We start from the raw sequence: 7,658 nt of genomic DNA on the forward strand, positions 1-7,658 counted from the left end.
CAGCAGCTCGCCGACGCCTGCCCCAACCTGATCGGCCTGAAGGACGGCAAGGGCGACATCCAGGCACTCAACAAGATCGTCAAGACCGTCGGCGATCGCCTGGTCTACGTGGGTGGCGTACCCACCGCGGAAATCTTCGCCGAGGCGTACCTGTCCATCGGCGTGAACACCTACTCCTCGGCGGTGTTCAACTTCGTGCCGGACATGGCAGTCAAGTTCTACAAGGCGCTGCGCCAGGGCGACTCGGCGACCGTCAAGACGATCACCAACGAGTTCTTCATTCCCTTCGTCAATCTGCGTGACAACAAGAAGGGCTATGCGGTCAGCCTGATCAAGGCCGGCGCCGAGATCATCGGTAAGCCTGCAGGCGACGTACGTGCGCCGCTGACCATGCCGACGGCAGAAGAGCGGGATGTGCTGAAGAAGCTAATCGACAACACCAACGGTTTGTAAGAGCTCTGGCCGGGCTCGTGAAACGATAACAGATGAGCCCGGTCATTGGAGAGAGGTCTGGCCCAAGGGCAATACAATCAACAAGGGCCTCGTAAACGCCAAGCCAAAAAGGAAGACTCTATGAAACTCATGACAACGCCCCTTCGCAAGCTTGTCTGCGCTGTAGCGATTGCAGGGACTGCCGGGGTATCCATGACGAGTCATGCGCAAGAAGACTGCCCAGTCCCAGGCAACCTGCGTGTCGTCATCGGTTCTACCTCAACCGGCGGAGATACCTACCAGAACTCCAGCATCGTTGCCGATCACCTGGCCAAGAAGCTGGACATCAATGCCAAGGTGGATGCCGTGGGTGCGATGGCGGGTTTCCGCGCTCTGGACCGTAGCCGTAATGGCAACACTGTCATGATTTTCCATGACCAGGCCTACCTGGGTAACCTTTATGGCGTGAAGGGTTACGACAACATCTTCGAGAAATATACGGTAGGGCCGACCGTCGCGATCAATCCGGGCAACGCTTACTTGGTGCCCAAGGATTCACCTTACCAGAACATCGATGAGGTCATCGCAGCGGCAGGCGAAGGCGAGGAGATACGCGTCGCCATTCAGCCCGGTGGTGTATCAGAAATTGGCTTCAGTGCACTCAAGAACGCTGTGAAGCTGAAGCATCCAGGCATGGAAAAGAACGTTGTTGCCGTCAATACCGGTTCGCAGGCTGACAAGAACCAGTTGCTTTTCGATGACATGGCTGACGTGATCAACGGTTCAGTTCAGGCAAACGAGCAATATACGCGCTTGCCGGAAGACGATCAGAAAGCTATGCGCTTCGTCTGGCTGACTGCGCGTAACGATACGATCAAGCAGACCAATGAAGAAGGCATGGGCAAGACAACGAGGGAAGATCTCCTTCAGTACGTCAACCCGAACGTGACCGTGCCTCAGAGTGAGTCGCAAAACTTCACCTTCGACAAGGAATTCTTCTTCCTTTACAACAAGGATATGGACCCCAAGCTTGTCAGCTGCATCGACAATGCGCTTGAAGAAATCTATGCGCAAGGCGATATCCAAGAACAGCAGAAAAAATCGTTCTTCATTCCTAACTTCAAGCCTTCCAGTGAAGCCCAGGCGTACCTGAAAGACAAGCGCGATCAGTACGCAACCATTATCGAAAATATCCAGTAATCGGATCGCTACCGGCACCAGGCTATGCTTGGTGCCGGTCGTTATGGCCACACTAACAAGTGTAACCCGCCTTGATATGTGTGGCTTGATTGCTTAGTAAGTGGGGCTTATATGGAAAACCAGTTTCTATCCTTGTTTGAAGTGTCCATCGCTTTCGAAGAGTCGCATTTGTTCTTTCCGAGGATAGTGTCCTGGGTTCTGGTCGGACTGCTGGCTATCATCCTGTTGAGCAAATCGAAAAAAGTTGCTCCGGCATTACGCCGTGCCGGACAGGCCGTAATGCACGGAAGCGATGGCTTTGATAGGAAACGCTTTTTCGGCACCATTCTGCTGATCGTTATCTACTTTTACATGATGGCAGTGGTGGGCGATGTCTTCCCCAATACGGGGTATGGTTTCCTTTTCGTTTCCATTCCCTTCATTTTTCTCTTGGCCTTGCTCTACGTCGACGAGAAAACCAAGAAGAATGTGCTGGTAATTGCGCTTACGTCGGTTGTGGCACCTGCCTTGGCCTGGTACGTGCTGTCCGAACTGTTTCGAATCACACTTCCTTGACGGCAGGATAACGCTATGGAATTTCTGTCATATCTCAGCCCAATGTTCTTTACGTTAATTGCTGCCGGGGCCTTGATCGGTGTGATTTTCGGCGCGATTCCTGGCATGACGGCAACGATGGCTGTCGCTGTCTGTCTGCCACTGACCTATGCGCTTGACCTGACCAATGGCCTGGCGCTTCTGCTTGGCTTGTATGTAGGTGGAATTTCTGGCGGCATGGTGCCTGCCGTACTGTTGAATATTCCGGGGACGCCCTCGTCGATAACGACGACATTCGACGGTTATCCCATGGCCAAGAAGGGCGAAGGTGAGCGGGCGCTCAAGATCAGCATCGTTGCTTCACTGTTTGGGGGGCTGTTCAGTGCAGGTGTCCTGTTCTACTTTGCGCCGGTCCTTGCCGACTTTGCGATCAAGTTTTCGTATGTCGAGAAGTTCCTGATCATCTTCCTAGCGCTGACGGTGATCGCCTCGCTGACCAAGAATATGCTGATGGGTATCTTCAGTGGTGTGCTGGGCGTGTGGCTTAGCCTGATCGGGACTTATGAAATCACCGATGGCGGCAATGGCGAGACGCGCCTGATGTTCGATTTCATGGAATACTACCTTGTCGCCGGATTCTCCCTGCTGCCGGTATTGATTGGGATCTTCGGTATCACGACTATCCTGCAGGATGCGGAAAAGGGCTTCAAAGGCGATGCTGCCAGCCCTACCATCAAGTTGACCAAGGGCTCACGTTTCTCTTTCAGTGTCTTCAAGGGCCAGCTGGTCAATCTGGTACGCTCCTCCTCGATCGGGACATTTGTCGGCATGCTGCCCGGCGTCGGGGGGAGTGCCGCCTCGGTGCTGGCGTATACCCAGGAGAAGAACTTTTCTCGTGATTCCTCGCAGATGGGGAATGGGGCGCCTCAGGGGCTGGTCGCATCGGAGTCTTCCAATAATGCATTGACGGGTGGTGCCTTGGTTCCCTTGTTGTCGCTTGGCATTCCCGGTGACTCGACCACAGCGATCCTGATCGGTGCGTTTACGTTGCAAGGCATTCAGGTCGGTCCGCTGTTCATCGGGGATAATCTCGATACCTGGTACATCATGATTGCTGCCCTAGTGATCGCCAACTTCCTGATGTTTGGCATCATGTTCTTTGCCATCAAGTACATTGCCAAGGTTATCGAAGTACCCAAGCATCTTCTCTATCCCATCATCGTCATGATGTGTGTGGTGGGGGCCTATGCGATCAATTACGGGATTATGTTCGATGTCTGGACTCTGCTGATCTTCGGTGTCTTCGGCTATATCGCCACCAAGGTAGGGCTTGAACTTGTACCGTTGATCATTGGATTCATTCTCGGTAGCTCGGCGGAAGTCTATTTCGTGAAGAGTCTCGAGTCCTACGGAAACCTGACCATCTTCTTCACGAAGAGTCCGATTGCCGTTTTCCTCTGGTGTCTCATCGTACTCTCCCTGGCGTTCTCCATCTTCCTCAAGGTTCGTGCACGCAAGAAGGAAAGTTTTGCCTCCTACAGCTAGGTAAGGGCAGCACACCATTCCAACAAGATAAGGAGGCTAAGAATGAGTACTGACCAGGCGAAGATTCGCGTTATCAAGGTTCATGACAATGACAACGTGGCCATCGTCGTGGAGCGGGGTGGACTCCCCGAAGGCACCCGGCTTCTGGATGGCACAGCATTGGCAACAGCCATTCCCCAAGGGCACAAGGTCGCCTTGTCCGCCTTGGCGAGCGGCGATCCCATCGTTCGTTACGGCGAGGTGATTGGCACTGCAACATGCGACATTCCCCGGGGCGGGCACGTCAACGAGACGAACGTGCAACTGCCGCAGCCTCCGGCGCTAAAGGACATGCCTTTGGCGACGCGATCCGCACTCGAGGCCGAGCCGCTCGAGGGCTACACCTTCGAAGGGTTCCGCAATGCCGATGGCTCGGTAGGCACCAAGAACGTGCTGGGTATTACCACCAGTGTGCAGTGTGTCGCCGGAACCACCGACTATGTGGTGCGCCGCATCAAGAGTGAACTGCTGCCCGACTATCCCAACGTCGATGACGTCGTGGCGCTCAATCACACCTATGGATGTGGCGTTGCCATTAACGCGCCCGCGGCGATCGTGCCCATCCGTACGCTGAAGAATATTACCCTGAACCCCAACTTTGGCGGTGAGGTCATGGTCATCGGCCTGGGCTGCGAAAAACTGCAGCCCTCGACGCTGGTATCCGATCAGCCGGTCAAGATCTACGAGAACACCGAGGCCGCAGACCCCGACGCGAATATCCTGAGCCTGCAGGACGAGAGTTTTTCCGGCTTCGAGGATATGGTCGATGGCATCCTGGCCATGGCCAAGCGCCATCTCGAGAAATTGAACCGACGCCAGCGCGAGACTTGCCCGGCCTCGGAGCTTGTCGTCGGCATGCAGTGCGGTGGCAGCGACGCTTTCTCGGGAGTGACCGCCAACCCGGCAGTGGGCTTCGCCACCGACCTGATCGTGCGTGCCGGTGGCAGTGTCATGTTCTCCGAGGTGACGGAAGTCCGTGACGCCATTCATCTGCTGACGCCACGCGCCATCAACCAGGAGGTCGGCCAGGCACTGCTGGATCAGATGGCCTGGTACGACGACTATCTTGAGCAGGGTCAGGCGGATCGCAGCGCGAATCCCTCGCCCGGCAACAAGCGCGGCGGGTTGAGCAACGTCGTGGAAAAGGCGCTGGGCTCCATCATCAAGTCCGGCAACAGCCCTATCGTCGACGTCATCGGCCCGGGGGAGCGGATTCGCAAGCGTGGCCTGACCTTTGCTGCAACACCGGCCAGCGACTTCATCTGCGGCACGCTTCAGCTCGCGGCAGGCATGAATCTTCACGTCTTCACGACGGGCCGGGGAACGCCGTATGGCTTGCCCATGGTCCCCGTCCTCAAGGTGGCGACCAACACGGCACTGAGTCAGCGTTGGCATGACATCATCGATCTGGATGCAGGGCGCATCGCCACGGGCGAGGCCTCCATCGAGGATATCGGTTGGGAGCTGTTCCATCTGATTCTCGATGTGGCAAGTGGTAGAAAGCGTGCGGCAGCCGACCGGCTTGGCCTGCACAACGATCTCGTCCTGTTCAATCCCGCTCCCGTGACTTGAGCATCTTCGCTCGTTATCAACTTCATTAGGAATCCAAGCCATGTTCCCAACCGTCAAAAGCATGCGTGTCGTCCCGGTCGCGGGCTACGACAGTTTTCTGCTCAATCTGAGCGGTGGGCACGCGCCCTGGTTCGTGCGCTGTGTGCTCATCCTGGAAGACAGCGCTGGCAACCAGGGCGTCGGGGAAATCCCGTCCAGCGAAGGAATCCTTAAGGGCCTGGAGCAGTGCCGTTCCCTGGTGGAAGGCGCTGCGACCAATGACGTCAAGCGCACCCTCAACCGCTGTCGCTTGCTGCTGGCCGGCAACGGTCGCGAGGAGCGCGGGCGCCAGACGTTCGACCTGCGCGTCGGGGTCCACGTCCTGACCGCGATCGAGTCGGCGTTGTTCGATCTGTTCGGCCAAGCGATGAACATGCCGGTCGCGGATTTGCTGGGACAGTTCGGTCGCCAGCGCGACGAGGTCGAGGCGCTTGGCTACTTGTTCCTGCTGGGCGATCCGGACAAGACCGACCTGCCGTATCCCAAGCCGAGCAACCCTCAGGATGCCTGGGACGAGGTGCGCTGCCGCGAGGCCCTGACGCCCGAGGCCGTTGCCAACCTGGCCAAGGCGGCGTATGAGCGCTATGGCTTCAAGGATTTCAAGCTCAAGGGCGGCGTATTGCGTGGTGAGGAAGAGGCGGACTGCATTCGTGCCTTGCACGACGCCTTCCCCGAGGCACGCCTGACCCTCGACCCCAACGGGGCCTGGAAGCTGGACGAGGCGGTCCGTGTACTGACACCGATCCGCGACCTGCTGAGCTATGCCGAGGACCCGTGCGGCCAGGAAGAGAGCTATTCCGGGCGCGAGACCATGGCCGAGTTCAAGAAGCGCACTGGCCTGCCCACTGCCACCAACATGATCGCCACCGACTTCAAGCAGCTCCAGTACGCCGTGCAGCTTAACGCCGTGGATATTCCGCTGGCCGACTGCCATTTCTGGACCATGCAGGGGGCGGTTGCCGTCGGTGAGCTGTGCAACGAGTGGGGCATGACCTGGGGTTCGCACAGCAACAACCACTTCGATATCTCGCTGGCGATGATGACCCATGTGGCCGCGGCCTGTCCGGGTGAGATCACCGCCATCGATACGCACTGGATCTGGCAGGATGGACAGCGCATCACCAGGGAGCCGTTCCAGATCCGTGACGGCAAGTTGCGTGTCCCCGAGGCGCCGGGACTGGGAATCGAACTGGACATGGACAAGCTCGAGGAAGCGCACGCGCTTTACAAGAGCCTCGATGTCACCCAGCGCAACGATGCCATGGCCATGCAGTACTTGATTCCGGGATGGAACTTCGACCCCAAGAAACCCACCATGGTGCGCTGATGGCTCGTGCATGGGCCTCATGAGCCAAGGTAGTCGGAGTCAAGCAAGAGCAGGGAGCCATGGCAGGTAAACCTCTAGTGCTGAATAACATGGCACAGTTGAACGTCCAACGGGTGTCTCGTAGCGGGAGCCTGGCGATGCATGTGGCCGATCAGTTGGAAGCGCTGATCGGCGCAGGCAGCATCGCGGTTGGCCAGAGGTTGCCGGGGGAGAACGGGCTCTGCGAATCCTTCGGCGTGAGCCGCACGGTCATTCGCGAGGCCATCGCGCATCTTCAATCACTGGGGCTGGTGGCCACGCGCCGAGGCGTTGGCACTACTGTGGTGCGTGCCTCGGTGCCTGAAGTCATGCCGGTAGAAAGGGTTCGCCCAGCCACGGTCGAGGAAATTCTGCATATCCTCGAACTGCGCCTGGAAATCGAGCCGGCCATGGCTGCGCTGGCAGCCGAACGTCATGACCACGAGGGGGGGCTGCGTCTTCAGGCAGCGCATGAATCTTTCATGCGGGCCTGCGCTGCAGGGTCGCTGGCGCGAGAAGAAGACTATGCTTTCCATTACGCCATCGCCGAGGCGACCGGTAATCCTTGTTTTACCACGTTCTATACGCAGCTACGCCATAGCATCATCCCGCGCGCCAACCTTCTCGATGCTGAGGTAAACCCGTCAGGGTCGGGAGCCTACCTGTCCAAGGTGGAAGGGGAGCATACCGCCATCGTTGAGGCCATTCTGGCTCGTGAGTCGCAGAGGGCCCGAGAAATGATGTGGCGGCACCTCAACCGAGCCAAGACCATGTACGACACGTTCCAAAGGGCCTGAGCCGCCAGGCTTGGGTATTGCAGTAGACTTACGATGCTCGATACAGGAGGAAGCATGACACTGGAAGGCAAATCACTCATCGGCCAGCAGGCCGTCGCCGGCAACAGCAGCGCCATCCACGCCGTCAACCCGGCCACCGGCGAGCAGCTCGACCC

At 57.7% G+C, this 7,658-nt stretch carries 7 protein-coding genes; all 7 read left to right on the top strand.

What is annotated here, in order from left to right; genetic code table 11:
- Window positions 1-453 (top strand): dihydrodipicolinate synthase family protein (locus BM194_RS00005; protein WP_177223294.1); only part of this gene is annotated, 453 nt, incomplete at its 5' end.
- A 120-nt stretch (window positions 454-573) separates the two neighbouring features.
- Window positions 574-1,632 carry a type 2 periplasmic-binding domain-containing protein gene (locus tag BM194_RS00010; protein WP_244890821.1) on the top strand — a complete coding sequence of 353 codons (1,059 nt, stop codon included), beginning with the start codon at window positions 574-576 and terminating at the stop codon, window positions 1,630-1,632.
- 111 nt (window positions 1,633-1,743) lie between these two features.
- Window positions 1,744-2,187: a tripartite tricarboxylate transporter TctB family protein gene (locus BM194_RS00015; protein ID WP_092842599.1), complete on the top strand. Its 444-nt coding sequence runs from the start codon at window positions 1,744-1,746 to the stop codon at window positions 2,185-2,187.
- Between the two features lie 15 nt (window positions 2,188-2,202).
- The gene (locus tag BM194_RS00020) at window positions 2,203-3,711 is read left to right on the top strand and encodes a tripartite tricarboxylate transporter permease (protein ID WP_092842600.1); all 1,509 of its coding nucleotides are present in this window, start codon (window positions 2,203-2,205) and stop codon (window positions 3,709-3,711) included.
- Window positions 3,712-3,753: 42 nt separating this feature from the next.
- Window positions 3,754-5,322 (top strand): galactarate dehydratase, encoded by a 1,569-nt coding sequence (garD, locus tag BM194_RS00025; RefSeq protein ID WP_092842601.1) that lies wholly within the window; start codon window positions 3,754-3,756, stop codon window positions 5,320-5,322.
- 40 nt (window positions 5,323-5,362) lie between these two features.
- Window positions 5,363-6,688 (top strand): enolase C-terminal domain-like protein, encoded by a 1,326-nt coding sequence (locus BM194_RS00030; RefSeq protein ID WP_092842602.1) that lies wholly within the window; start codon window positions 5,363-5,365, stop codon window positions 6,686-6,688.
- A 59-nt stretch (window positions 6,689-6,747) separates the two neighbouring features.
- Entirely contained in the window at window positions 6,748-7,503 is a 756-nt protein-coding gene (locus BM194_RS00035) for a FadR/GntR family transcriptional regulator (protein WP_092842603.1), read from the top strand.
- Window positions 7,504-7,658: the final 155 nt, after the last annotated feature.

Source organism: Modicisalibacter xianhensis, assembly GCF_900113605.1.
Taxonomy (GTDB): domain Bacteria; phylum Pseudomonadota; class Gammaproteobacteria; order Pseudomonadales; family Halomonadaceae; genus Modicisalibacter; species Modicisalibacter xianhensis.

Excerpts from the sequence above, each read along its gene's own strand:
- BM194_RS00010 (WP_244890821.1), top strand. The coding sequence starts at position 574 with ATGAAACTCATGACAACGCCCCTTCGCAAGCTTGTCTGCGCTGTAGCG.
- BM194_RS00015 (WP_092842599.1), top strand. The coding sequence starts at position 1,744 with ATGGAAAACCAGTTTCTATCCTTGTTTGAAGTGTCCATCGCTTTCGAA.
- BM194_RS00020 (WP_092842600.1), top strand. The coding sequence starts at position 2,203 with ATGGAATTTCTGTCATATCTCAGCCCAATGTTCTTTACGTTAATTGCT.
- garD (WP_092842601.1), top strand. The coding sequence starts at position 3,754 with ATGAGTACTGACCAGGCGAAGATTCGCGTTATCAAGGTTCATGACAAT.
- BM194_RS00030 (WP_092842602.1), top strand. The coding sequence starts at position 5,363 with ATGTTCCCAACCGTCAAAAGCATGCGTGTCGTCCCGGTCGCGGGCTAC.
- BM194_RS00035 (WP_092842603.1), top strand. The coding sequence starts at position 6,748 with ATGGCAGGTAAACCTCTAGTGCTGAATAACATGGCACAGTTGAACGTC.